The sequence below is a fragment of the Caulobacter segnis genome (assembly GCF_023935105.1).
Lineage (GTDB): Bacteria > Pseudomonadota > Alphaproteobacteria > Caulobacterales > Caulobacteraceae > Caulobacter > Caulobacter segnis_B.
Genome location: NZ_CP096040.1, coordinates 4,990,850 through 5,013,687, shown reverse-complemented (window position 1 = coordinate 5,013,687; position 22,838 = coordinate 4,990,850). Strand labels below are relative to the sequence as shown.

The following is a 22,838-nucleotide window of genomic DNA, read 5'->3' as shown; positions in this document are numbered from 1 at the left end:
GGGCTCTGGTTCATCGGACCCATTTCAGGCCTTGTGACGACCTCCAACGTCATGAGCGGCGGCCGCTGGTCAGAAATGTCATCTGGCGGTCAGGCTGGCGACCCGGCGACGACCGCAATGTACAAGGGTCACTTCAGCCGGTTTATGCGTCGTCCGAAGATGGCGAGGGGCGCGGGGAGGCGCTATTTTGTCGGCTTGGAACCTCTGCATTCTGGGATCCTGGTCTTGAGGCGTTCCGTTCCATGAAAATCCTGATCGTCGAGGACGAGCCCAAGACCGTCGCCTACCTGCGCAAGGGGCTGACCGAACAGGGCTACGCCGTGGACTTCGCCAGCAATGGCGAGGATGGCTTGCATCTGGCCCAAACCTTGGACTACGACGCCGTGGTGCTGGACGGCATGCTGCCGGGCCTGGACGGGGTCGAGGTGCTTGGGCAATTGCGCCAGACGCGACAGACGCCGGTGATCATGCTGACCGCTCGCGACAGCGTCGAGGATCGCCTGAAGGGTCTGGGGGCCGGTGCGGACGACTATCTGGTCAAGCCGTTCTCGTTCCTGGAGCTGTTGGCTCGGCTGCAGGCCATCACGCGCCGGGGCCGCAGCGAGTCAACGACCATCACGGTGGGCGACCTGCACCTGGACCTTATGGCCCGTCGCGCCACGCGGGCGGGCAAGCGCCTGAACCTGACGGCCAAGGAGTTCGCCCTGCTGGTCGTCCTGGGCCGCCGCCAGTCGCAGATCGTCTCCAAGACCATCATCACCGAACTGGTCTGGGACATCAATTTCGACACCAACACCAATGTGGTCGAGGTCGCGATCAAGCGCCTGCGGGCCAAGATCGACGGGATGTTCGAGACCAAGCTGCTGCACACGGTGCGCGGCATGGGCTACGTCCTGGAGCATCGCCCCGAAGGGAGTTCGACGTGATCGCCGCTCCCAAATCTATCGCAGGCCGGCTGGCCCTGATGTTCGCCATCGCCACCGGCGCGGTGTCGATCCTGGCTGGCGTGACCCTGTTCAGCTTCCAGAGTCTGGAGCTCAAGCGCCACCAGGCCGAGGAGCTCAGCGCCCGCTCGGAGATCATCGAAGCGATGATCCGCCGGTCGGAGGACCCGACCCGCTGGCCGCTCATGACCGACAAGCTTAAGTCGTTCACGCCGGCCGACGGCTCCATCCGTTACCGCATCGAGAGCGCTGACCCGCGCTTCCAGTTCATGCCGGGGACGGCGCTGGAGCCGGCCCGCAACGGCTTCGGGGTCATCCACGCCGACGGCAAGCGGTTCATGACCCTGTCGCGCAAGGTGCCAGCCTTCGGCCGCCGTCCCGACGTGCGCCTGGTGATCGCCGCCGACACCGCCCCGTTCGACGCTTCGCGCTACGTGCTGGGCGTCGGGGCCCTGGGCATGTCGGTATTGATCACGGCGCTGGTCAGCCTGCTGGGCTGGTGGATCGCGCGCCGGGGTCTCGCCCCCGTCGATCGCCTGTCGCAGCGGGCCGGCGCCCTGAACCCCGCCGACCTTTCCCTGCGCATGCCGACCCAGGACCTGCCGGCCGAGTTGGTCGGGCTGATGAGCGCTTTCAACGGGGCTCTGGACCGGCTGCAGGCCGCCTATGAGCGGCTGGCGGCCTTCAACGCCGATGTCGCCCACGAATTGCGCACGCCGCTGGGCAACCTGATCGGCCAGACCCAGGTCGCGCTGTCGCGCACGCGCGACGCCGACGAGCTGGAGGACACGCTGCACTCCAATCTCGAGGAGTTGGAGCGGCTGCGCACGATCATCAACGACATGCTGTTCATGGCCCGGGCCGATCAGGGGGCCTTGGCGGCCAACCTGGCGCCGCTGTCGCTGGCGGCCCTGACGCACAAGACCGCCGACTTCCTGGATGTGCTGTTCGAGGACGCCGAGGTGCGACTTGAGGTGCGGGGCGACGCCACCGTCACCGCCGACGCCTCGCTGCTGGGCCGGGCGGTCACCAACCTGCTCGACAACGCCATTCGTCACGGGGTCGACTGCAAGACTGTGCGGGTCACGATCGAGCCCCAGGACAAGGTTGTGTGCCTGTCGGTGCGCAACAAGGGCGGCCCGATCCCTGGGCCTCACCTGGCGCGGTTGTTCGACCGCTTCTACCGCATGGACCGGGCCCGCGAGCACAGCGGCGAGGTTCACGGCCTCGGTCTGGCGGTGGTCAAGGCGATCGTCGCCATGCATGGCGGTTCGGTCTTCGCGCGCTGTGAGGGTGGCGAGGTGCTGATTGGCTTCCTGCTGCCGCGAGCCGAGCCGATGGCTACGGACGGCGGCCTGGCGACCGTGGCCGCGGAGCCGCCGCCCGAGCGGGAAACCCTCGACGCCTAGCCGGCGCTCCAGCCGCCGCCCAGCGCCCGGATCAGATCCACGCTGGCCGAGAGGCGACGCGTCCGCAGGTCCAGCGCTTCGCGCCGGGCTTGCAGCTCAGCCGTCTGGGCGGTGACCACGTCGAGGTAGCTCGCCGCGCCTTCGCGATAGCGGGTCGTCGCCAGCGCCGTGGTGCGCACGGCGGCGTCGACCGCCTCGTCCTGACGGCCTTGGGCGGCGGCCAGGCGGTTGGCCAGCACCATCTGGTCCTCGACCTCGCGGAAGGCGTCCAGGACGGTTTGGCGATAGCCGGCGGCGGTCTCGTCGAACACCGCCCGGCTGCGGGCGACCTCGGCCTTGCGGGCCCCGCCGTCGAACAGGGGCAGGGCGGCCGCCAGCGGCCCCAGGGCCCAGACGTGGTTGGCGGCTGTCAGCAGCTCGCCGCCGTTAGACTGGTAGCCGCCGGCGGCCGCGAGGGTCACGCTCGGGAACCACGCGGCGCGGGCCTGGCCGATGCGGGCGTTGGCGGCGGCCATGCGGCGCTCGGCGGCGGCCACGTCGGGACGGCGTTGCAGCAGGGTCGAGGGGCGCCGACCGGGGTCACCGGGGCGTCGCTCAGGCCTGACGCGGAAGCCAGGCTGAAGCTCGAGGCCGGTTCGCCGACCAGCACGGCGATGGCGTGTTCCAGCAGGGCGCGATTGGCCACGGCCTGCTCGTACTGGGCCTGGGTCGCCGCCAGCTGAGTCTGGGCCCGGCCGGTGTCCAGACCGCTGGCTGCACCGCCGGCCTGACGCCGGTTGGTCAGGTCCAAGGCCTGGCGATAGGCCTCGACCGTCGAGCCCAGCACCGCGATCTGGGCGTCGGCCCCGCGCAGGGCGAAATAGGCGTCGGCCAGCTGTGCCTGGAGGCTCAGGCGCACCCCAGCGAGATCGGCGGCGCTGGCCTGGGCGTCCGCCTTGCCGGCGGCCACCAGGTTGCGCACTCGACCCCACAGGTCGACCTCATAAGCGGCGCTGGCCGCCAGGGTCGTGGTGTCGAAGCGACCGTTGACCGGCGTGCGCTGGCGCTCTGTGCTGGCCGACGCTCCGACGCTGGGGAAGAGGGCGCTGGAGGCCTGACGGGATAGGGCGCGGGCCTGATCGTAGCGGGCGAGGGCGGCCGCGAGGTCGGCGCTGTCGGATTCGATCCGACGTTCCAACCCGTCCAGCGTCGGGTCCTTGAACACCGCCCACCAGGTTACGCCGCGGGCTTCAACTTGCGCGGCCGGGGTCCAGGGGCCGGTGTCGCGAAAGGCGGCCGGCGCAACGGGCGTCGGCGGCGCGTAGGCCGGGGCCAGCGCGCAGCCGGCGAGGCCCAGGCCGGCCAAGATCAGTAGGCTAGCCCTTTGCATTGACGCCGCCTTTGGCTTCGGCCTTCACCGCATTGACCTTGTCACCGTTAGCGATGGCGTCCGGCGGACTGGTGACGATCCAGTCGTTGGCGGCGATCCCGGAGGCCAGCTCCAGCTCGGCGCCGTCGTCCCGGGCGATCTTGACGGGATGGATCGAGATGATGTTGTCGCCGCCGACCACGGCTACGGCCGCGCCCTCCTTGCGGAACAACAGGGCGTTGGACGGGATCCGCACCGAGGCCGTGGAGGTCGTGGCCGCCTTCAGGTCCAGGCTGACCTGGGCGTAGCCGCCGGGCTTCAGCCGGCCGCCGGCGTTGTCGACCTCGAGCTGGATCAGCATCGACCCCGACTGGGCGTCGACCGCGTCGGCCGTGCGGATCAGGCGGGCGTTGAAGATCTGACCCCGCAGGTCCGGCGTGGTGAAGGTCGCGCTCATGCCCGCGCGGATTTGGCCGGCCAGGCTCTGGGGCACGCTGACATAGAGCCGTAGGCGCTTGGTGTCGGACACCGTGAACAGCGGCGTGGCGCGACCGCTGCCGGCGCTGATCAGGTCGCCCTGGTCGGTGTCGCGGCTGGTCACCACCCCGTCGAACGGAGCGACGATGCGCTTGAAAGCGGTCAGGCTCTCCAGGCGACGGACATTCGCCAGCGCCTCGTTGCGCATGGCCTCGCGGGCGGCCAGGTCGCCGGCGCGTTCATCGGCTTCCTGCTGCGAGACGGCGTTTTCGGCGACCAGGCGCTTCCAGCGGGCGGCGCTGGTGGCGGCCAGGTCACGCTGGGCCTGGGCGGTGGCGAGGGCGGCGCGGGCGGCGACTAGCTGCTGGTCGACTTCTGGCGCGTCGATCTCGGCCAGCACCTGGCCTGTCTTCACCGGTTGGCCGATATCGACGTACCAGCGGCGCAGATAGCCGTCGGTGCGGGCGAAGACCGGGGCCTCGTTCCAGGCTTGCAGGCGGCCAGGCAGGACCAACTCGCCGCTTTCCCCGCCGCCGGGCTGGATGACGCTGACCGTGGTGATCGCGCTGGCCTGGCTGGTTTTCTTCAGGTCGTTGCTGGCCATCAGCCGCGAGGCCGTGCCGGCCGCCAGGATCAGGACGAAGCCGGCGGCGCCGAACAGGGCGAGACGGCGCAACCGCTGGGGGCTGGTCTTGGGCAGGGTGTCAGGCAGGGACTCAGACATGGGCGACGCCTTCGGGGGAGGCGGCTTCCGCGTGGGGGCGGCGGCCGTGAACGATGGAGAAGATGGTGGGGACGAACAGCAGCGAAGCGCAGGTGGCGAAGATCAGGCCGCCGATCACGGCGCGGCCCAACGGCGCGTTCTGCTCGGCGCCTTCGCCCAGGGCCAGAGCCATGGGCGCCATGCCGATGATCATGGCCAGGGCGGTCATCAGCACGGGGCGGAAGCGGGTGACCCCGGCCTCAAACGCGGCCTGGACGGCATCGCCAGTGGCATCCAGTCGCTCGCGGGCGAAGCTGACCACCAGGATTGAGTTGGCGGTGGCCACGCCCATGCACATGATCGCGCCGGTCAGGGCGGGCACCGACAGCGGCGTCCCGGTGGCGAACAGCATCCAGGCGATGCCGGCCAGGGCGGCCGGCAGGGCCGAGATGATCACGAACGGATCCAGCCAGGACTGGAAGTTGATGACGATCAGCAGATAGATCATCACAACCGCGCCCAGCAGACCCCAGCCCATGCCGGAGAAGGCGGTGTTCATCGTCTGGTATTGGCCGCGCAGCGTGACGCGCACCTTGGCGGGCTTGTCCTTCTCCAGGGTTTTCAGCGCTTTCTGGATGTCGCTCGCCACGCCGCCCAGGTCGCGGCCTTGGGTGGCCGCGTAGACATTGACCATGGGCTGGATGTTGTACTGCGAGATCACGGCGGCGGTGGAGCCGCGGCTGAGCGTGCCCAGGCCGCCCAGGACCTGCGGCGCCTGGTTGGGCGCGCGGGCGCCGGTGACCGGGATCGACGACAGCTTGTCGAAGCTGTCCAGCATGTATTCCGGCGTCTGGGCGACGACGGGGTAGGAGACCCCGTTCTGCGGATTCAGCCAGAACACCGGCGCGGTCTGCTGGCTGCCGGCCACGGCGCCGGCCAGGCTGGCGGTGACGTCGCGCTCGTCCAGGCCCAGGCCGTGGATACGGGTGCGGTCGGCGTCGAAGCGCAGTTCGGGCGAGGCGAGCGGCTGCTGGATGCGGACGTCGGCGACGCCGGCGACGCCGCGGACCGCCCGCAGGATCTTCTGGGCGTAGGCCTGGTTGGCCGCCATGTCGCCGCCGGCCACCTGGATGTCAATCGGGGCGGGGCTGCCGAAGTTCAGGATCTGGCTGGTGACGTCGGCGGGCAGGAACGAGAAGGTCGCCGTCGGGAACGCCTTGGGCAGTTGCTCGCGCAGGATGCGGACATAGTCGTCGGTCGGCCTGTGGCCCTTCTTCAGGCTGATCAGGATGTCGCCGTCCTGCGGGCCGATCGTGCCCGAGGCGTTGTAGGCGACGTTGATGCCGCTGGTCGACAGGCCGATGTTGTCGACCACGGTGTCGATCTCGTCGGCCGGGATGATCGTGCGGACCTGACGCTGGATGCGGTCGAACAGCGCCGCCGACTCCTCGATCCGCGTGCCGGTCGGGGCGCGCACGTGCACGGCGATCGAGCCGGAATCCACCGCCGGGAAGAAGTTGCGGCCCAGGAACGGGACGAGAGCCAGGCTCAGCAGGGCGAACCCCAGGAAGCCGGCGACAAACAGCCCGCGCGCGCCCAGGGCCACGCCCAGCAGGCCGGCATAGGCGTCGCGCACCTTGGCGAAGGCGCGCTCGAATCCGCGCTGGAAGCGGACCAGGCGATTGCTGGACGGCGCTTCCTCGTCGTGCGGGACGTGGGGCTTCAAGAGGTAGGCCGCCATGGTCGGCACCAGGGTCCGCGACAGCAGGAACGAGGCGATCATCGCGAACACCACCGACAGCGCCATCGGCACGAACAGGAAGCCCGAAACGCCCGGCAGGAAGAACATCGGCACGAAGACGATGCAGATGCACAGCAGGGAGACGAAGGCCGGGGTCACGATCTGGGCCGCGCCGTCCAGGATCGCCGACTTGACGTCCTTGCCGTGCTCCAGGTGCCAGTTGATGTTCTCGATGGTGACGGTGGCGTCGTCGACCAGGATGCCGACGGCGAGCGCGAGGCCGCCCAGGGTCATGACGTTCAGGGTCTGGCCGAACGCCGCCAGCGCCGCGATCGCCGCCAGCACCGCCAGCGGGATCGAGACGGCGATGATCACGGTCGAGCGCCACGATCCCAGGAACAGCAGGATCATCAGTGAGGTCAGTACGGCGGCCAGGGCGCCCTCGTGGACCACGCCCTCGACGGCGGCCTTAACGAAGGTCGACTGGTCGTTCAGCGGCGTGATGCTCAGTTCCGGCGGCAGCTGGGCCTTCAGCTCCGGCAGGGCCGCCTTGACCCCGTCGACGATGGCGATGGTCGAGGTCGCGCCCGACTTCAGCACCGTCATCAGCACCGAGCGCTGGCCGTCGACGTGGACGATGTTCTGCTGTGGGGCCGAGCCATCGCGCACGTGGGCGACGTCGCCGATGCGGATGGTCGCGCCGTTGACCGTCTTGACGGGCAGGGCGTTCAGCTCGTCGACCGAGCCAGGGGCGTTGTTGAGGCGTAGGGCATACTGGAACTCGCCGATCTTGACGAAGCCGGCCGGGGTGATCTGGGTCTGTGCCGCGATCGCCGCCCCGATGTCAGTGGCCGATAGGCCCTTGGACAGCAGGGCCTGGGGGTCGATGTCGACCTGGATCTGACGGGTCTTGCCGCCGAACGGGAAGGGCAGGGCCGCGCCGGGCACGGTGACCAGGCGGGTGCGGATGAAGTTCTGGCCGAAGTCGTAGAGCTGCTGCTCGCTCATCCCCTGGCCCGACAGGGCCAACTGCACGATCGGCACGGTCGAGGCGTTGTAGTTCAAAACCAGCGGCGGGGTGGTGCTGGGCGGCAGCTGGCGCAGCAGGGTCTGGGAGATGGCGGTGATCTGGGCGTTGGCCAGGCGCACGTCGGCCCCGGGCTGGAAGTAGATCTTCACCACCCCAATGCCCTGCAGCGAGGTCGCCTCGATATGGTCGATGTCGTTGACCGTGGTGGTCAGGGCCCGCTGATAGGGCGTCAGGATGCGGCCCGACATGTCGGACGGCGACAGGCCGTTATAGGTCCAGGCCACCGCGACGACGGGAACGCGGATGTTCGGGAAGATGTCGGTCGGCGTGCGCAGGATCGCCAGGACGCCGACGATCAGGATCATCGCGGCCATGACGACGAAGGTATAGGGACGCGCCAAAGCCGTCCGCACAAGGGAGATCATCTGGAATTCCGTCGTTGCGGAGGGAAGATTGGCTTCGGTTTAGCAAGGCCAAGAGGTCGGCAGCCTGACGCGTACCTGACAAGACCGTCAGCTAGGCGCCGCTCGGCCGCAGGCCCGCATCAGCTCGCGTCTCCGCGCCGGTGGACAGGGCGAGCGCTGGCGCGAAGGTCATGGAGCCCATGGCGCCGTCCAGGACCAGCGCCGCATCGGCGCGCAGGATGCCGCGATCGTCCATCCATTTCCCCCAAAGACTCGGCCCTTCAGTAGGCTGGGACGATTGCGCAAGTCAGAGGTCGACGCCGGAAATCAACGTCGTACGAAACCGAACGTCCGACATGATCGGCGAGGAACATCGGCATCGAATGCCTGAATGCGGCCTTCCTGGAGCAGACCCTGCGGCGGCTATTGGCGCAGCGCCGCCGCATAGGCCGCCATCGACGGTGACCGGCAGGGGGAATGCCTCTCGATTGAGAGGGTGCGATGCTCCAGTTGGATCGGCCCTATAGCGACACTCCGCAAAAGCTCGGCCCCTTAACCTTATAGCGGCAGTTGCCGGCGATCTTGTGCGCGGCTTGGGATTTGGGCTCATCGGGAAGGTTGGCATGATATCGAGCAATCGGTTCGATGGGGACCGGCGCCAGACGCGGCTGCTCGTGGTCCTGAGCGTGGCTTACCTGATCGTCATCGCCTATTGCGACCTCCTCACGCGCGGCCCCTCGGGCCTGGCCACGGTGTGGCCATGCAATGGTCTGCTGGCCGTAGGCCTTTTGCTGCTGACAGCCGGCCGGCGCCTGGTTCTCTTGGCCGTCAGCGTCGCCGCGCACCTGGTGCTGGACAGGGCGGGCGCCTCGCCGCTGCTGATGAGCGCTCTGTTCAGCGTGCTGGACGCCACTGAGGCGATCCTCGTGGCCCTGGTGCTGCACCGAGCGTTCGGCGGGGCGCCACGGCTAAAAGACCTCGGCCGTGCGTTGAAAACCATAGGCCTGGCGATGCCCGCCACGGTGATCATGGCGCTCGTCGGCGCCTTGGGCTGCGCGCCGATCCTTCACCTGAGCCTGGGCAGCCTCACCGCCAACTGGCTGTTCATCAACGGGCTGGGCATGGCCGTCAGCCTGCCGGCGGCCTTGATCCTGTTCGATCCCACCATTCGACACGGCTTCGAGCGGTCGGCGCTCGAAAAGCTCCTCTGCTACCTGATGGTCGCGGCCACGGCCGTATTCGCCTTCGCCAGGCCCACCCACAGCCTGCCCTTCCTGGCGTTTCCGGCTGGCGTGCTCGCCGCTTTCCGATTGGGCCCCAAGGGCGCGGCGTGGACGACCTTGCTCGTGACCGCCATCGCCGCGCCGCTCAGCGTGCTTGGCTTGGCGGCGGAGGCGGGAACGCGCGCGCAAGCCTCCGAGCGCATGCATGTCCTGCAGCTCTTTGTCGGCGCCCTCTTCGTCACTTGCCTGGCGGCGGCCCTGGCCCTGGCGACCCAGCAACGTCTCAAGCAGCTGCTGATCCACCGTCAGGCCCTGGCCCGACGGGCCCAGGCCCGCGCCCAGGCAGCGAGCCAAGCCAAGACCGACTTCCTGGCGACAATGAGCCACGAGATCCGCACCCCGCTCAACAGCGTGCTGGGGTTCACCCGCCTCCTGGCCGAGCGCGACGACCTGGCGCCCGACGCCCGCCGGCAGGTGGGTCTGATCGATGGGGCCGGCGGCGCCTTGCTGACGCTGGTCAATGACGTTCTCGATTTTTCACGGGTCGAGGCCGGCCGCTTGGAGCTTGTGCTTGCGCCAACGCGCGCCGAGGCGGTCTTGCGCGAGGCGGCCGAGATCGTCGCCCTGGAGGCCCAGGCCAAGGGCCTGACGCTGGAGGTCAGCGTGTGTGGAGAGGGCGATCTCCACCATGAGCTGGATGCGGCCCGGCTGCGCCAGGTGGCGCTCAACCTGTTGAACAATGCTGTGAAGTTCACCCCAGCCGGAAACGTCTCGGCGCGGTTGATGATCGCCCCGGGCCCCCAAGGCGACCTGCTCAGGGTCGAGATCAGCGATACCGGGATCGGCGTCCCAGCGGAGCTGCGCGGCCGGCTCTTCGAGCGCTTCTCGCAAGGCGATGGCTCGGTGACGCGCGCGTTTGGCGGCACGGGTCTGGGCCTGGCGATCAGCAAGGCGCTCATCGAACTGATGGGCGGACAGATCGGCATGAGCCCCAAACCCGCACAGGGTTCGACCTTCTGGTTCTCGCTCGGGGCGCGGCGGGTCGAACCGGCCGCCGCAACCGGGAGCCTGGCTCGGAACAGGATCGGTTCGGCCCGCATCCTGCTGGTCGACGACCATCCGCTCAATCGCGAGATCGGCCAGACCTTGTTGACCTTGGCCGGCTGCGACGTAGTCACCGCCCAGAACGGCCACGAAGCGGTGACCCTTGCGCAGGTGGGCGGGTTCGACGTCGTCTTGATGGACATTCACATGCCGGGCATGGACGGCTTGACCGCCACCCGCGCCATTCGCGCCCTGCCAGGGGCGGCCGCAACCGTGCCGATCATCGCTATGAGCGCCGACGCCTTGCCCCAGCACATCGCTCGTTGCCGTGAGGCCGGGATGGTCGACCACGTCGCGAAGCCTATCCAGAGAGACCTGCTCTACGCCACGGTAGAGACCTGGCTGCGGCGCCCGCCAACCGCCGACGCCCGTCCAGCTGTCGGCGCCTGACCGCCGACCTTCATCGCCATCGGCTCCGCCCTAGGGCGCGCAAGCAGAAGCAGCCTCTTGTCGGGACCCACCGTGGCTCAACATCTAGTCCTTAAGCCGAGTCTCACGCCTACAAGCTGGGAATCTCTAGGCCAAGCTTGCCGGTCGGAAGCCTGCGGCAACTCCGACAAGGTCCTGAATGGCCAGCGACTGGTCCGCCGAATGTCGTGTGTGGACGCCCCGGCGGATGCAAGAAAATTCTGAGAATGGTTGGCAAGCGACGCAGCCTAACGCCCGCGATCTGCCGTGCTGTCTGAAATGACCGTGGACACGGGCCTGATCTCGATCGCCGAGACGATCGCCTCACCTAGGGTAGGGATGAACTGCAGCGTCAGGCCCTCGACGCCGGCGTTAACCTCAAAAGTCTTGTCGAGCGCCTTGAGCGGACCCCCGGCCTGGGCGGCCACGTCCAAGCTCTGCAGGACCGGCGCGCCGTTGGCCCGCACGTCGAAGCGACGCTCACCGCTGGCCAGCGATGGCTCAACAAAGGTCAGGCGCACGCGGTAGCGGCCCGGCGCGATAGGCACAGCGTAGGAAAAGCGGCCCTGCCTGTAGCTGGCGGCCACGTCGACCTCGTCGGTCCCGCTGATTGCGGCGCGAACCAACGGACGGCCATAGTCGGCTGGGGTATTGGCCGACTGGGCCTGTCCTCCCTGGAAGAAGGCGTCCGAACCGAATGCGACGGTCTTGCCTGCTCCGACGATGGAGCCGGCGTCGATGCGGACGGGGAAGGTCGGATCGGTCGGTCGCCGCCAGACGATGCGATCCTCGGCGACCCGGCCGCCGAAGCTGCCCCTGGCGACAAGAACGTTCTCGCCCGGCGCCAGGCGCACGGCCGGCCAGACGCAGACGTGCTGCGGGCAGTTGGCGCGTTGGCCCAGCGACTCGCCGTTAAGCGTCAAATCAGTGGTCGCGCCATTCGAATAGACCCGCACCTCCGTGACGGGATAGGCCCTATCGACATAGCGGCGGCCGTTGATGTGGACGGTTGGCGAGTCGGACCAGTTGGCTTTGTAGAAGTACCAGGCGTCCTTGCGAATCTTGCGGTCGTAGGTGACCAGGCCCTTGGTGTTGATGTCGTCGGCGTCGCCCTCGTGGCGGATGGTGGTGGCGAAGTCGAACGAGTTCCAGATCCACGTCCCCCACAGCCAGGGGCGCTGGGACAGCGCCGCCCAGGCCGTCTCGTGGACATGGCTCTCGAACTCCTCGGGTTGGATGCGGCCACGCGAGTCGATCGGGCCGCCCAACACGTCGTCGGTATGGATGGTCACGCCGCCGCCGGCGCCGTACTCGGTCACCGACAGGGGCTGGCGCGGACGCTTGGCGCGGAGGGCGTCGAGGTGCGGACCCAGATCGCCGGTCTCGCCGAAGTACCAGCCGAAATAGCGATTGGCGCCGCCCAAATCGGCGGCCTCCGCCGTGGTCGGAACGTCGACTCCAGCGGCGAAGACCCGGCCTTCGCAGCAGGTCGCCAGCGCCGTGGGCCGTCCCGGATCCTCCTGGTGGGCTAGCTGGTTCAGGGTGTTGAGCAGCGGCATCGGATCGGGCGCCTTGCCGTCCTTGTAGCCGGTCAAGAAGGCGGGGAACGAGTTGCCGAAATCGACCTCGTTGGCGATGCCCCAGGTGGCGACCGAGGCGTGGTTGTAGTTCTGCCGGATCAGCTCCCGCAGTTGCTGTTTGGCGTTTTCCACCAGGGCCGGGGTCGGCTCGAGCGCGCCGCCGGTTGTCCAGGCCGAGACCAGCGGAATCTCGTCCCACAGTATGATGCCGTACTTGTCGGCCAGGTCGTGGATGGTTTGGCCGTGTTGGTAGTGCGTCAGGCGGATGGAGTTGGCGCCCATCTCGCGCAGGATCGCCATATCTTCCTCGACGTCGGCGGGCGCGACCGCCCAGCCCTTGCCCTCGCGATCCTGATGGTAGCCCACGCCCTTCAGGCGGTAGGGCTTGCCATTTAACAGGAAACCCTTGTCCGCGTCGAAGGCCATCCGCCGCACGCCGAACGCGGTGCTGACCCGGTCGAGCAGCTTGCCGTCCTTGCCGATCACGTCTGTTTCCAGGCGGTAGAGATAGGGATCGGCCACGCCATTCCACGGATGTGGATTGGTCAGCGCCAGCGACAGGCTGGCGTCCTGAGCGGTCTGGGCGGCGAGGGCGACCTCGGTCCCGGCCTTGGCGGCGAGCTTGCCTTCGGCGTCGTACAGCCGGGCCTCGACCCGGACCGGGCGGGCCTTGGACAGGTCGTTGCGCAGGCGAGCGCGGATGGCGATGTCGGCCTTGTCGGTCGACAGACTGGCGGTGCGCGCATAGACGCCCGAGCCGCCGAAATCGAGCATGTCGAAATGGATGGCGTTGGTCAGCACCAGGCTCGCCGGACGATAGAGCCCCCCGTGCACGAAGAAGTCGCCTGTCAGCGGCAGGTTGTCGACGGTGGCCGAGCCGGGAGCGGGCTTGCTGTTGTCGGTGCGCACGACCAGCAGGTTGTCGCCGGCGCGCAAAGCGTCGGTGGCGTCCAGCCGGAACCGCGAAAAGCCCCCCTGATGCTCGCCGAGATAAATGCCGTTCAACCACACCTTGGCGGCGCGACTGGCCGCGTCGAACTGCAGATACGCCCGCTTGCCGTCCAGCTTGGGCGCGGCGAACGACAGCCGGTACCAGCCCACCCCCTGGGCCTTGTTGACGTCCGTGGTTTGCTGCGTGCGGGCGATAGGGCCGGGCAGGTAGACGCCCACACGGTTCCAGGTGTGAGGCACGCTGACGCGTTGCCAGTCCTGGTCGTTGAAGCTGGGCGCTTCTGCCCCGGCCACCGCATCGTCCTGGCGAAAGCGCCAGTTGTCCGTAAGCGCGGTCTGCCGTCGGACCTGCGTGGACTCGGCTTGAGCATGGACGACCTGCGGCGCGACCGCGATGGCCAGGGTCGTGGCTAACAGCAGTCTCTTCATCGCAGGTGCTCCCGATCGCCGCTCATGGCGGACGTTGGCTGAACCTTAGCGAGGGAATCTAAATCTGCCAGATCAATTTTAAAAATTGGTCAGTCAGGTTTCTATCGCATTAGCTGAGAAGCGGGCGCGTACGCCGGCCGCCGCGCGACGCGCTTCCGCCAGCGCCATCTCTTCGGTCGTGAACAGCAAGTGGTCCATAACCGCGGCGAGGTGAGCGCGCATGGCCGCGCGGGCGGCCTGTGGGTCGCGCGCCTTCAGGGCTTCGACGATGCGGCGATGCTCTGGCACCACGGGCCTAATCTTGGCGCTCCGGGCCTTGTCATGCAGCAGGGCGCACGCCGGCGAGGTCGACCGCAGTCGCCAAAGTTCCTCGATCGTCAGCACGATCCCGGCGTTGCGCGTCGCCCGCGCGATGGTCATGTGGAACGCGCGGTCGGCGTCCTCGGTCACCTTCGGGCGCAGGTTCTCGGCGGTCATGTCGTCGAGCAGGGCTTCGAGCTTGGCGATCTCCTCATCGGTGATCTGCTTGGCGGCCAGGGCGGCGGCTTCGCCCTCGAACGCCAGGCGGGTCTCGGTCAATTCGAAGGCGGTGATTGCGAATCCGGGATGATCCTCGCGACCGGGCAGGGTTCGCACATAGGCCCCAGAGCCCACGCGAATGTCGATATACCCCTGAACCTCGAGGGCGATCAGCGCTTCGCGGACGGCGGGGCGGCTGGCGCCGTACTCAGCGCACAGCTCCCGTTCGGCCGGAAGCCGGCTGCCGATCGCGTAGCGTCCGGCCAGCAGGTCATCGAAGATGGTTCGGGCCAGTCTCTGGTAGAGCCGATCGCCGTTCGAGGCCTCTTCGGCGACCCGAACCTTCTCCGCGCCACCCTTCGCGCGCGCCACCATGCCTGCCTCCCTCGCCATCGCCCCTTGTCGTGTCGCGAGCGCGGGGCGGCTGGCGACCTCTTTGGATGGTGGCGGCGATTGTGGTCTGGATTGAACGCGTTGTCAGGCAAAAAGAGGTTGACCCCATCCGCCACGGCCCAAGAATTGGTCAGACAGATTAGGCGCGGCAAACCGTCGCCAATAATTAGGAGGGGATAATGAACAGACGTCTTCTTTGGATGGCCAGCGCCGCCATGATCGCCACGTCGGGCCAAGCCTGGGCGCAGGCCGCCGGCCAGGCCCCGGACCAGAACGTCGCGCTCGACGAAATCGTCGTCACCGCGCAGAAGCGTGAGCAGAACCTGCAGGACGTGCCCGCCGCCGTGAGCGCGGTCAGCGCCGAGCAGTTGGAAGCGCGCAACGTGGCTCAGGTCACCGACGTGGTGCGCGTGTCGCCCAGCCTGACGGTCACCGAAAACACCAATGCGACCGGCAACAGCATCAACTTGCGCGGCATCGGCACGTTCTCGTTCAGCATCGGTATCGAGCCCAGCGTGGCGGTCGTGGTCGACGACGTCGCGCTGCTGCAACAGGCCCAGGCCTTCTCGGGCCTCAACGACATCGCCCGCCTGGAAGTCCTGCGCGGTCCGCAAGGCACGCTATTCGGCAAGAACGCCGCGGCCGGCGTCATCAACATCGTGACGCAAAAGCCGACCAAGACGCTGACGGGCTCCGTCGGGGGGACGCTGACCAGCGACGGCGAAAAGCGGGTCGAAGGCATGGTCTCGGGCCCGATCTCGGACAAGGCGGGCTTCCGCCTGAACGCCTTCTATGGCGACCGCGACGGCTACATCAAAAACCTCAACACCGGTCACAAGCTGAACGGCGAGCGGGCCTATGGCGTCCGTGGCCGGCTGGAACTGGATCCGACCGACAACCTGAACATCAGCCTGACCGCCGCCCACACCAACACCAAGACCGATGGCCAGGTTCGCACCTTCCGAAGCATCAACCCTGGCGCGGTCGCCTTTGGCGCGCCGCTGGCCCTGTCGGCCGTCGGCCTGACGCCGGGCGCGGACAACTACAAGATCCGCATCGACACCGAGCCGAAGAACACCAGCAAACAGACCACGTTGACGAGCCGCGCCAGTCTGGATCTGGGCGGGGCCAGTCTGGTCTCGATCACCGGCTATCAGGACTGGCGCTTCCGTTTCCTGGAAGACCTGGACACCCTGGGATCGCCGACCCTGCTGAACGCCGCCGATCCGACCAGCATCCTGCCCAAGGGCTCGACGGCTGGCGGCCCGTTCCACTCGACCAACCTGACCCAGGAACTGCGACTGGTCTCCAGCGGCGCGCGAAAGCTCGATTACCTGTTCGCGCTGTTCTACGCCGACGGCGATTCCAACCGCTCCTACGCGCGGGGACCCAACGCCGCGACCAGCTGGGCGGCGACCGCCACCACCAAGACCATGGCCGCCTTCACCCAGATGACCTACCACGTGGGCGAGCGCACCCACCTGGACGGCGGGCTTCGCTTCAACCACGAGGTCGTCGAGGCGACCTTCGTCAACACGACCCCGACCGCCACGCCGCCGGCCAACAACGCCTCGTGCCTGATCACCTGCTCAGGTAAGGCCAAGGACGACCACATCACTTACAAGGTGGCGCTGCGTCAGGATCTGGCCGACGACGTAATGGCCTACGCCTCGTTCTCGACCGGCTACAAGGGGCAGGGCTTCGACATCAGCACCGGCTTTAACCCGGCCCGGGCCGCAAAACCGGTCCGTCCCGAGACCAGCAAGGCCTATGAGCTGGGCCTGAAAAGCCGGATCCTGGACCGTCGCGTCCAGCTGAATGTCACCGGCTTTCTCACCGACTTCACCGACTTCCAGGCCCAGGGCGGCGTAACCCAGCCGGACGGCACCATCGTGCCGCAACTGAGCAACGTCGGCTCGCTGCGCAGCAAGGGTGTCGAGGTCGAGGTCTCGGCCAAGCCGGTCCGCGCTCTGCGCATCGACGCATCGGCCGCCTATACCGACGCGACGATCCGAGAGTTCGCCAACGCGCCGTGCTACACCAACCAGACCCTGGCCCAGGGGTGCCGCCCCGTTGGCGGCGCGAACTTCCAGGACCTGTCGGGCAAGCCGCTCGCCAACTCGCCGAAGTTCAAATACTCGCTGGCCGGCGTCTACGACGTCGCCATGCCAGACATGCCCTTCGACGGCTTCGTGACCGCGGAATACACCCACCAGAGCGCCGTCATGCTCGACCTGCTGGGCACGCCGATCTCGCGTCAGAAGGCCTACGGCGTCGTCAACGCCAGCATCGGCGTCGCGGGGCGCGACGAGGGCGCCTATCGCGTGGCCCTGTTCGTCAACAACCTGTTCGACCAGCACTACGCCTCCTCGCTGGGCTACACCGGGTCGTCCAACGCCGGGGCTGTCGCCCAGCTGCTGCCGCGCAACTCCAAGCGCTATGTCGGCGTCCGCGCGCGTATGGGCTTTTAGGATCTAGGTCGGCGCGGCCGCCCCGCCGCGCTTTACCCGGGAATGTCCTCCCTTGTTCCCGGGACTTCGTCGCTCTCGCGACCGGCGGCGCGTCTTCTTGGCGCGCCGCCTTTTTCTTGCCCGTCGCCGGAGGGGGCTCGTCGGTCGGGCATTTCCTGCTAGACATGAGGCGATGGGGAAGAGCGGCGACAAGGGCGTTTCGATCAAGGACATCGCGCGGGAAGCGGGTGTGTCGATCGCGACGGTCTCGCGGGTCCTGAATCGCGGGGAAGGGGCCGGGCCCGAAGTCCGCGGCCGCGTCCTCGAGATCGTCGAGCGCCTCGGCTATCGGCCCAACGTCTCGGCCCGGGCGTTGTCGGGGCGGCGCAACTATCTGATTGGCGTCCTTTTCCTGCGCCTGGGCGGTTATCACTATCTTGGCGAGGTCCAGCTTGGCGCCACGCGGGCCTGTCACCGGGCCGGGTACCACCTGCTCGTCGAACAGCTCGAGACCGCCGAAGGCATGCCAAACCCCGAGGCGCTGGCCGCGTTCGTGCGCTCCGCCGCGTTCGATGGCCTGATCCTGACGCCGCCGCTGTCGGATGATCTTCACCTTCTCGCCGCGATCGAGGACGCGGCGATCCCGTACGTTCGCCTGGCGCCCAACAGCAATGAGGCGCGCTCGCCGTATGTCTGGATGGATGATCAGGCCGCCGCGCGCGAGCAGACCCTGGCGCTTTGGGACATGGGGCATCGGCGCATCGCTTTCATCGACGGACCGGCCGGTCACCGCGCGGCGGTCCGGCGCAAGGCGGGCTATCTGGCCGCCATGGCCGAGCGCGGCTTGGCCGTTCCCGCCAACTGGATCGCCCAGGGCGACTTCTTCGGCATGTCGGGCTTCAGCGCGACCGAGGCGCTGTTGGCTCTCGAGCCTGCGCCGACGGCGATCTTCGCCGGCAATGACGAAATGGCCGTCGGCGCGCTGGCCGCGGCGGCCAAGCACCGCGTCGCCGTGCCGGAACGTCTTTCGATCGTCGGTTTCGACAATTCGCCGGCCGGGGAAACCTCTTGGCCGCCCCTGACGACGGTGCACCAACCGATCGCCGAGATGGCCGAGGCCGCAGCCGAGATGTTGATCGGCGGCTTCGGGGATCAGCGCTTCCGGGCGCGAGTCGAGGAGCAGAAGCTCGACTACCGCCTGATTTGTCGTCAGTCGGCCGCGCCGCCCAGCGCCTGACCTCCCCTATCCGCCAGGCTGCAAAAAGAGGCCTGACCAATTTCGATTATTATAGAAAACGTTTTCGTTCGCGCATACAACGCCTCCATCCCCGCCAAAGAAGCGGTGGAGAGCGCTCTCGACCCGAGGGCCGCGCAGATCTGGGGGAAGCTCGTGCCCATCGCACTCAATTTCGCGACGACTGGTCAGGCCTCTTTGGCGAGGTCCGCGCGTAGAAAGCGGGCGTTGTCGCTCGCCTCGAGCCTAGCGGTTTTGACGATGTCCGGGGTCGCTCATGCGGCCGCGCCGTCCGTCCAGCCCTGGATGAACACCAAGCTGTCGCCCGACGAGCGCGCCGCCCTGCTGGAGAAGGAACTGACCCTCGACGAGCGCATCGGCCTGGTGCACGGGCCGATGTCGATGCCGATCTTCGGCATCAAGAAGCCGGAGGGCGCGATCGGCTCGGCCGGCTACATCCCTGGCATCCCGCGCCTGGGCGTGCCGGCCGTCAACGAGAGCGACGCCAGCCTGGGCGTGACCAATCCGCTGAACGTGCGGCCGGGTGACGGGGCCACGGCGCTGCCGTCGGGCCTGTCGCTGGCGGCGACCTTCAACACGAAGCTGGCCTATGAAGGCGGCGCGGTGGTCGGGCGCGAGGCGCGGGCCAAGGGCTTCAACGTCCAGCTGGCCGGCGGTGTCAACCTGGCCCGCGACCCGCGCAACGGCCGCAACTTCGAATATCTGGGCGAGGATCCGTGGCTGGCCGGCAACCTGGCCGGGGCTTCGATCAAGGGCATCCAGGACCAGGGCGTCGTCTCGACGGTCAAGCACTTCTCGCTGAACGGCCAGGAGACCCATCGCCACTTCGCCAATTCGGTGATCGACGAGGCGGCCCACCGCGAGAGCGACCTGCTGGCCTTCCAGATCGCGATCGAAAAGGGCCAGCCGGGCTCGGTGATGTGCGCCTACAACCTCGTCAACGGCGACTACAGCTGCGGCAACACCCATCTGCTGAACGATGTCCTCAAGCGTGACTGGGGCTACAAGGGCTGGGTGATGTCGGACTGGGGCGCGGTCCACGCCACCGACTATATCCTCAAGGGCCTGGACCAGCAGTCGGGCGAACAGTTGGACGCCCAGGTCTGGTTCGGCGAGCCGCTGAAGGCCGCCGTCGAGAAGGGCGAGGTCCCGGCCGCGCGCCTGGCCGACGCCAGCCGCCGAATCCTGCGCTCGATGTTCGCCGCCGGTCTGTTCGACAAGCCGGTCGCGCCGGGCGGGGCCATCGACTACGACGCCGGCGCCGCGGTGGCGCGCGCCGCCGCGACCGAAGGCGTGGTGCTGCTGAAGAACCGGCCGGGCCTGCTGCCCCTGGCCAAGACCGCCAAGTCCATCGCCGTGATCGGCGGCCATGCCGACGCCGGCGTGCTGTCGGGCGGCGGCTCGTCGCAAGTGGCGCCGCCGGGCGGCGCCAAGACCATCATTCCGCTGGGCGGCGAGGGCATGATGGGGCCGTTCCGCAGCCAGTACTTCAACGGCTCTTCGCCGCTGGCCGCGATCCGCAAGGTCGCGCCGGACGCCAAGGTGAGCTTCGACGACGGCCGCTACATCGCCTCGGCCGTGGCCGCCGCCAAGGCCGCCGACATCGTGGTGGTGTTCGGCAACCAGTGGATGGGGGAGGGCGAGGACGCTGCGGACCTATCGCTGCCCGACGGCCAGGACGCCCTGATCGCTGCGGTCACCGCCGCCAATTCCAACGCCATCGTGGTGCTGCAGACCGGCGGGCCGGTGTCGATGCCGTGGCTGTCCCAGGCCGGCGCGGTGGTCGAGGCCTGGTACTCGGGCGCCAATGGCGGCGAGGCCATCGCCGACGTGCTGTTCGGAGAGGTCGATGCGTCGGGCCGTCTGCCGATGACCTTCCCCGCGTCGATCGACCAGTATCCGCGCGCTCAGCTGCCGGGCCTGGGCCTGCCCGACAAGACCCAGTTCGACGTGGTCTATTCCGAGGGCGCCGACGTGGGCTATCGCCGCTTCGCCCAGACCGGCGCCAAGCCGCTGTTCCCGTTCGGCTACGGCCTCTCCTACACGACCTTCGCCTACGCCAATTTGAAGGTGACGGGCGGCCAGACCCTGGACGTCAGCTTCGACGTCACCAACACCGGCCAGCGGCCCGGCAAGGACGCGCCGCAGGTCTATCTGACCGGCGCGGCGGGCAAGACCGTCCAGCGGCTGATCGGCTTCGACAAGATCGAGCTCAAGCCCGGCGAGACGCGGCGGGTCACCCTGACCGCTGATCCGCGCGTGCTGGGCCAGTTCGACGCCAAGGCCAATCGTTGGGCCTTGACCGGCGGCGACTATCAGGTCGCCGTGGGCGCCTCCTCGGCCGATCTGACCCTGAAGGGCGCGGCCAAGGTCAAGGCGCGGACGCTGAAGCCGTGATGTCCTCGCTCCTTTTTCAAACCCCACCGCTACCGCATTTTCGAAAGCCCTTCCTATGAACATGGTGCTCGTCGACCGAGAGCAGGTCCTTGTCATCCGTGGAGCCTTGCCAGCCGTGACCAAGGTTTGGCTGCAGGAGGTTTTAGGCGTGAGCGAAACGACTTGGCGATCATTGCGCGATGGCCGCCCGATCCGTCAGTCGACCTACGATCGGCTACTCGCCAGGCTCGAGAGGACACGTAGTCGGACGATGGGTCGGTGACCACGGCAACGTCGGCGATGCGACATCGAGGCAACAGGGCGCGCTAAAAGGGGCCGACCAGGGCGAGCGCCAAGGTTAGTCCCGCCAGTCAATGTCCAGTTGATGGAGCCACACCAACTTCCGGTTATGACGCAAGCATGACGCCGTTCCTGTGACCGTTGAAAATGGTCACGCTGGACGCCGAGGTGAAAAAAGACAAAGCCATAGCTGTTACGGCTTTGCCCAGTTCGTTCGTCCTGGTCACCGATGAAAGACGACAGCGCCCTACGCCGCTGGTTCGTGGAGGAGGTGCTCCCCTTCGAACCGGACATCGAACGCTTCCTCGCGCGCCATTGCCGCGTGCGAGACGACGTCGTCGATCTACGCCAGGAGGTCTACGAGCACGCCTTGATGGGCGCGCAGCGCGGCATTCCGCAGTCGACGAGGGCCTTTGTGTTCACGGTCGCCCGCAATCTGTTGATCGACAGGGCCCGCCGCGACCGCATCGTCTCGTTCGATCGGGTCGCGGACCTCGATCTCGTCGGTGAGATGGACATCTCGGCCACCGACCGGGCCTACACCGCGCGCGAGGAATTGCGGCGCGCCATGATTGGTCTGGAACGTTTGCCGCCGCGCTGCCGCGAGGTCGTTCGCTTGCGGCGCGTGGAGGGGCTCAATATTCGCGAGACGGCTGAACGGCTTGGCGTAGGGCATCACACGGTGGAACGGCAGCTGACCCTCGGCCTGCGGGCCCTGGCGAATTTCATGCTGGGCGGGGAAGGGCGGATCGAGCGCCAGACGCCGAAAAAACTGCGGCGAAAGGATGCGCCATGACCGCGGCGCGCCAGATTGAACACCGCGCGGCGACATGGCTTGTCCGGCGCGAGCAGCCCGACTGGAGCGCGGAGGACGAGGCCGCGCTGCAAGCCTGGCTGAATGAAAGCCTGGCTCACAAGGCCGCGCTATGGCGCCTTGAGCGCGGATGGGAGGCCGCCGATCGTCTAGCTGCCCTGAGGAGCGACAGGACCGTTCGGTTGAGAGTTAGTCTCTGGCGCGGGCCCGCTATTCGAGCCCTTGCCGCCTGTGTCGCGCTTGCCCTGACAGGGACGTTAATCGCCCGCTCGGACTCCATCGTCCCCCGCGCCGTCGAGCCCGTTGGACTGACGACGCAGATCGGACAGCACAGGCAGGTGCGGCTGGACGATGGCAGCCTCGTGACGATCAACACGGCCAGCGCGTTGCGCGCCGTGGTCGACAAGCGGCAACGTCAGGTCTGGCTGGATCGCGGCGAGGCCTTCTTCGAGGTGGCGCACGACCCTCGTCATCCCTTCGTGATCCTGGCCGGCGACCGGAAGGTGACGGTGCTGGGAACGCGCTTTTCGGTGCGGCGCGACGGTGAGACCGTAACGGTTTCGGTGGTCGAGGGCCGCGTGCGCCTGGAGGATGCGCAAGGCGGCGGGAAGGGCGCCGCGGCGATCATGACCGCAGGGGACGTCGCCGTTTCTCAAGGCCGTTCCACGCTGCTGGCGGATCGATCCTCGCGGCAGATCGAGGACGCCCTGTCCTGGCGCCGCGGCATGCTGTCGTTCGACAAGGTGACCCTGGCCGACGCGGCCGCGGAATTCAATCGCTACAACCGCCGCCAGATCCGGGTCGCCGATCCCAAGGCGGCAGCGATCCGCATCGGCGGAACCTTCGAGGCCACCAATGTCGAGGCGTTCGCGCGTCTGTTGCGCTCGGCCTTTGGTCTGCAGGTCGTCGAGGAGGAAGGCGTGATCACGGTAAAATCTTGAACCGGTGTGTTACGAGGTTTCCTTCGCCGACCGTCTCAG

General features: G+C 67.8%; 15 protein-coding genes. 8 read left to right on the top strand and 7 right to left on the bottom strand.

Translation table 11 applies throughout. The features are described 5' to 3' along the window. The first annotated feature begins 242 nt into the window (after positions 1 to 242). Positions 243 to 926, top strand: coding sequence for a heavy metal response regulator transcription factor (locus MZV50_RS23295; protein ID WP_252631712.1), 684 nt, complete (start codon positions 243 to 245; stop codon positions 924 to 926). Then, positions 923 to 2,353: a heavy metal sensor histidine kinase gene (locus MZV50_RS23290; protein WP_252631711.1), complete on the top strand. Its 1,431-nt coding sequence runs from the start codon at positions 923 to 925 to the stop codon at positions 2,351 to 2,353. Before MZV50_RS23295 ends, MZV50_RS23290 begins: the two co-directional genes overlap by 4 nt. Here MZV50_RS23290 and MZV50_RS23285 read toward each other — a convergent pair. The 5 genes from MZV50_RS23285 to MZV50_RS23265 all read right to left on the bottom strand — a co-directional run bounded on the left by MZV50_RS23285 (position 2,350) and on the right by MZV50_RS23265 (position 8,312). After that, on the bottom strand, positions 2,350 to 2,868 hold the full coding sequence (locus MZV50_RS23285) for a TolC family protein (protein ID WP_252631710.1): 519 nt from the start codon (positions 2,866 to 2,868) through the stop codon (positions 2,350 to 2,352). The genes MZV50_RS23290 and MZV50_RS23285 overlap by 4 nt on opposite strands. Beyond that, positions 2,811 to 3,722 carry a TolC family protein gene (locus MZV50_RS23280; RefSeq protein WP_252631709.1) on the bottom strand — a complete coding sequence of 304 codons (912 nt, stop codon included), beginning with the start codon at positions 3,720 to 3,722 and terminating at the stop codon, positions 2,811 to 2,813. Before MZV50_RS23280 ends, MZV50_RS23285 begins: the two co-directional genes overlap by 58 nt. Continuing rightward, positions 3,709 to 4,902: an efflux RND transporter periplasmic adaptor subunit gene (locus tag MZV50_RS23275; RefSeq protein WP_252631708.1), complete on the bottom strand. Its 1,194-nt coding sequence runs from the start codon at positions 4,900 to 4,902 to the stop codon at positions 3,709 to 3,711. The genes MZV50_RS23280 and MZV50_RS23275 overlap by 14 nt, the downstream gene beginning before the upstream one ends. After that, positions 4,895 to 8,077 carry an efflux RND transporter permease subunit gene (locus tag MZV50_RS23270; RefSeq protein WP_252631707.1) on the bottom strand — a complete coding sequence of 1,061 codons (3,183 nt, stop codon included), beginning with the start codon at positions 8,075 to 8,077 and terminating at the stop codon, positions 4,895 to 4,897. The genes MZV50_RS23275 and MZV50_RS23270 overlap by 8 nt, the downstream gene beginning before the upstream one ends. A 91-nt stretch (positions 8,078 to 8,168) precedes the next feature. Further along, positions 8,169 to 8,312, bottom strand: coding sequence for a hypothetical protein (locus MZV50_RS23265; protein WP_252631706.1), 144 nt, complete (start codon positions 8,310 to 8,312; stop codon positions 8,169 to 8,171). 367 nt (positions 8,313 to 8,679) lie between these two features. Here MZV50_RS23265 and MZV50_RS23260 point away from each other — a divergent pair, with 367 nt between their 5' ends. Continuing rightward, positions 8,680 to 10,773 (top strand): response regulator, encoded by a 2,094-nt coding sequence (locus MZV50_RS23260; RefSeq protein WP_252631705.1) that lies wholly within the window; start codon positions 8,680 to 8,682, stop codon positions 10,771 to 10,773. 266 nt (positions 10,774 to 11,039) lie between these two features. On the opposite strand, the gene MZV50_RS23255 is transcribed toward MZV50_RS23260, so the two are convergent. Together MZV50_RS23255 and MZV50_RS23250 are read right to left on the bottom strand one after the other, a co-directional pair. Further along, entirely contained in the window at positions 11,040 to 13,751 is a 2,712-nt protein-coding gene (locus tag MZV50_RS23255) for a glycoside hydrolase family 2 TIM barrel-domain containing protein (protein ID WP_252631704.1), read from the bottom strand. Between the two features lie 93 nt (positions 13,752 to 13,844). Continuing rightward, entirely contained in the window at positions 13,845 to 14,645 is an 801-nt protein-coding gene (locus MZV50_RS23250) for a FadR/GntR family transcriptional regulator (RefSeq protein WP_252631703.1), read from the bottom strand. A 197-nt stretch (positions 14,646 to 14,842) separates the two neighbouring features. Here MZV50_RS23250 and MZV50_RS23245 point away from each other — a divergent pair, with 197 nt between their 5' ends. The 5 genes from MZV50_RS23245 to MZV50_RS23225 all read left to right on the top strand — a co-directional run bounded on the left by MZV50_RS23245 (position 14,843) and on the right by MZV50_RS23225 (position 22,799). Further along, entirely contained in the window at positions 14,843 to 17,134 is a 2,292-nt protein-coding gene (locus MZV50_RS23245) for a TonB-dependent receptor (RefSeq protein WP_252631702.1), read from the top strand. Between the two features lie 97 nt (positions 17,135 to 17,231). Then, positions 17,232 to 18,350 carry a LacI family DNA-binding transcriptional regulator gene (locus MZV50_RS23240; RefSeq protein WP_252631701.1) on the top strand — a complete coding sequence of 373 codons (1,119 nt, stop codon included), beginning with the start codon at positions 17,232 to 17,234 and terminating at the stop codon, positions 18,348 to 18,350. 258 nt (positions 18,351 to 18,608) lie between these two features. Beyond that, positions 18,609 to 20,765, top strand: a complete 2,157-nt coding sequence (locus MZV50_RS23235; protein ID WP_252631700.1) for a beta-glucosidase family protein — start codon at positions 18,609 to 18,611, stop codon at positions 20,763 to 20,765. A 508-nt stretch (positions 20,766 to 21,273) separates the two neighbouring features. Further along, positions 21,274 to 21,840, top strand: a complete 567-nt coding sequence (locus MZV50_RS23230) for an RNA polymerase sigma factor (protein WP_252631699.1) — start codon at positions 21,274 to 21,276, stop codon at positions 21,838 to 21,840. Then, a complete protein-coding gene (locus MZV50_RS23225; protein ID WP_252631698.1) occupies positions 21,837 to 22,799 on the top strand; it encodes a FecR family protein in 963 nt (320 codons plus the stop codon). Before MZV50_RS23230 ends, MZV50_RS23225 begins: the two co-directional genes overlap by 4 nt. Positions 22,800 to 22,838 lie beyond the last annotated feature (39 nt).

Coding starts and splice junctions, on each gene's coding strand:
- MZV50_RS23280 (WP_252631709.1), bottom strand. CDS start 3,722: ATGCAAAGGGCTAGCCTACTGATCTTGGCCGGCCTGGGCCTCGCCGGC.
- MZV50_RS23225 (WP_252631698.1), top strand. CDS start 21,837: ATGACCGCGGCGCGCCAGATTGAACACCGCGCGGCGACATGGCTTGTC.
- MZV50_RS23270 (WP_252631707.1), bottom strand. CDS start 8,077: ATGATCTCCCTTGTGCGGACGGCTTTGGCGCGTCCCTATACCTTCGTC.
- MZV50_RS23265 (WP_252631706.1), bottom strand. CDS start 8,312: ATGGACGATCGCGGCATCCTGCGCGCCGATGCGGCGCTGGTCCTGGAC.
- MZV50_RS23275 (WP_252631708.1), bottom strand. CDS start 4,902: ATGTCTGAGTCCCTGCCTGACACCCTGCCCAAGACCAGCCCCCAGCGG.
- MZV50_RS23250 (WP_252631703.1), bottom strand. CDS start 14,645: ATGGTGGCGCGCGCGAAGGGTGGCGCGGAGAAGGTTCGGGTCGCCGAA.
- MZV50_RS23255 (WP_252631704.1), bottom strand. CDS start 13,751: ATGAAGAGACTGCTGTTAGCCACGACCCTGGCCATCGCGGTCGCGCCG.
- MZV50_RS23285 (WP_252631710.1), bottom strand. CDS start 2,868: ATGGCCGCCGCCAACGCCCGCATCGGCCAGGCCCGCGCCGCGTGGTTC.
- MZV50_RS23235 (WP_252631700.1), top strand. CDS start 18,609: ATGTCCGGGGTCGCTCATGCGGCCGCGCCGTCCGTCCAGCCCTGGATG.
- MZV50_RS23295 (WP_252631712.1), top strand. CDS start 243: ATGAAAATCCTGATCGTCGAGGACGAGCCCAAGACCGTCGCCTACCTG.
- MZV50_RS23245 (WP_252631702.1), top strand. CDS start 14,843: ATGAACAGACGTCTTCTTTGGATGGCCAGCGCCGCCATGATCGCCACG.
- MZV50_RS23230 (WP_252631699.1), top strand. CDS start 21,274: ATGAAAGACGACAGCGCCCTACGCCGCTGGTTCGTGGAGGAGGTGCTC.
- MZV50_RS23260 (WP_252631705.1), top strand. CDS start 8,680: ATGATATCGAGCAATCGGTTCGATGGGGACCGGCGCCAGACGCGGCTG.